Source organism: Mycobacterium sp. (assembly GCF_035653355.1).
GTDB lineage: Bacteria > Actinomycetota > Actinomycetes > Mycobacteriales > Mycobacteriaceae > Mycobacterium.
Map to the genome: position 1 here is coordinate 1 of NZ_DASRBZ010000203.1, position 2019 is coordinate 2019.

Consider the following 2019-nt stretch of genomic DNA (forward strand, 5'->3'; position numbering starts at 1 on the left):
GCATACAGCGTGAACTGGCTGATCACCAATACCGGCGCATTGACGTCGGCCGCGGATTGCTCGTCATCGAGAATGCGCAAGCGCCAAAGCTTTTCGGCGAGCCGCTGAGTGGTGTCGATGTCGTCGCTGTGCGTGACGCCCACGAATGCCAGTAGCCCCTGTTTCTCGGGCCTGATCGCCCCGACCTCCCGGCCGTCGACCGACACCTTTGCCGATGACACCCGTTGCACCAGAACCCGCATGGCCGCGATGCTGCCATCGCGGCCGCTGACGGCCGGGGGCTGGGTACGCTCGCCGTAGTGCGTGCGCCCGGAAGGTGAGGCAGATGTCGGTGCTGGTCGCATTCTCGGTCACCCCCATGGGCGTCGGCGAGGGTGTGGGGGAGATCGTCGCCGAAGCGGTGCGAGTGGTGCGAGACTCTGGGCTACCCAACAAGACCGATGCGATGTTCACCGAGGTCGAGGGGGAGACCTGGGCCGAGGTGATGGCGGTGGTGGAGCAGGCGGTGGAGGCCGTGGCTGCGCGCGCGCCTCGGGTTAGCGCGGTGATCAAGGCAGACGTACGGCCGGGAGCCACCGACATGATGACCCGCAAGGTCGAGTCGGTGGAACGTCACCTATCCGAACACGAGCGGTAGGGCTTGAGCGGGCCTGATCAGGCCTCCACGGCAGCGCAGAATGTCCGCTCCGCGTCGTCACCGCGGACTGCGAACACCACCCGCTCCAGCGAGCGGGGCTTGTGCTGTCGCACCTCGTCGACCATGAGCCGCGCCGCTTCTTCGATCGGAAAATTGCCGACTCCGGTGCCGAAGGCGACTAGGGCGAGGGAGCGACACCCAAGTTCGTCAGCCTTGGTCAGCGTCGAGCGGGTGGCACGCTCGATGATCTCCGGTGACGTCGGCCCGCCGAGCTCCATGGTGGCGGCATGGATGACATAGCGTGCCGGCATGTCGCCGGCGGTAGTCTCCACCGCGTCCCCCAGCCCGATCGGCGCCTTCTCGTCGGATTCGCGTTGCACCGCTGGGCCTCCGGCGCGGGCGATGGCCGCAGCAACTCCACCACCGTGCTTGAGCTGGGTGTTGGCTGCGTTGGCGATCGCGTCGACGTCGAGCTTGGTCACGTCGGCCTGCAGTACTTCTAACTCGATCATCGCCACATCTTGATGCTAGAAGGGCGGCGGTCGGTTGCGTTCGGCGACGTGGTCGTTGTTGAGTGCGCGCTCGGCTTCGATGCGGCGCGCGCGGTCTTGTTCCCGGGTTCGACGGCGCATGGGCATCATGAGACCGCGATCGGCGGGCAGTTGCACCGTTGGGGCAGCGGGTAATTCGCCGGTGGTCAGACTCAGCGTCGGAAACAACAAGCGACTACCTGGACGAGTGATGTACGTCTGCCCGGTCGGAGCAGTCCACACCACAGTTCCGTCGGGCAACTGTCTATCACGCCAAGCCGTCCAAAAAGTCTTGAGCAAGTGGTGTTTTCGACATAGACACTTGAGATTGGATGGGTGGGTCAGCCCGCCGGCGTGGTACGGCACCGTATGGTCCACGTCGCAAAACTCCGCGGGCCGATCGCAGTTGGGGAACCGACAGGTCATGTCGCGGCAGCGAACGAACCGCTCCAGCGCGGCCGACGGCCGATACCCCGCTTCGGCTTGCACCACGTTGCCGGGATGGCATACCGGTTGCAGCGTGGCGCCGGTACGGATCAACTCGGCCAGCAGCGCAGGCGGGATTACCCCGCCACTGGTGAGCACCGCCGGCGGCGACTTGACTGTAGGTACGTCGGGTTCGGGATCTGGCGGCCGCACCAGGGGTTCGTCCGGTGTGATCGGGCACGGCTTGGGCTCGCCCGACAGGTGCCGGTCTAACTGTGTGGTGACGGCCGATTCCTCAGCAACTACATGGATCACCACACCCGAAGACCGCTCCGTGCCATCCATGTCGACCGGACAATCCGCGTTGCCACAGCCGCAGACCAGCCGCTGCGCCCCCGCGGCCAGCGCCCCCAGCGCGTCGGCGCG

4 protein-coding genes are annotated in these 2019 nt (G+C 66.1%); 1 reads left to right on the forward strand and 3 read right to left on the reverse strand.

All coding sequences use genetic code 11. From position 1 onward, the window contains the following. Window positions 1–242: D-aminoacyl-tRNA deacylase (locus VFA16_RS06895; protein WP_324967098.1), on the reverse strand; the 242-nt coding region annotated here is incomplete at its 3' end. A gap of 83 nt (window positions 243–325) precedes the next feature. Here VFA16_RS06895 and VFA16_RS06900 point away from each other — a divergent pair. Continuing rightward, window positions 326–637, forward strand: a complete 312-nt coding sequence (locus VFA16_RS06900; RefSeq protein WP_324967099.1) for an MTH1187 family thiamine-binding protein — start codon at window positions 326–328, stop codon at window positions 635–637. A 17-nt stretch (window positions 638–654) separates the two neighbouring features. Here VFA16_RS06900 and VFA16_RS06905 read toward each other — a convergent pair whose 3' ends face one another. Together VFA16_RS06905 and VFA16_RS06910 are read right to left on the reverse strand one after the other, a co-directional pair. Further along, a complete protein-coding gene (locus VFA16_RS06905) occupies window positions 655–1149 on the reverse strand; it encodes a macro domain-containing protein (RefSeq protein ID WP_324967100.1) in 495 nt (164 codons plus the stop codon). 15 nt (window positions 1150–1164) lie between these two features. Continuing rightward, the coding region (locus VFA16_RS06910; RefSeq protein ID WP_324967101.1) for an HNH endonuclease signature motif containing protein at window positions 1165–2019 on the reverse strand (855 nt) is incomplete at its 5' end.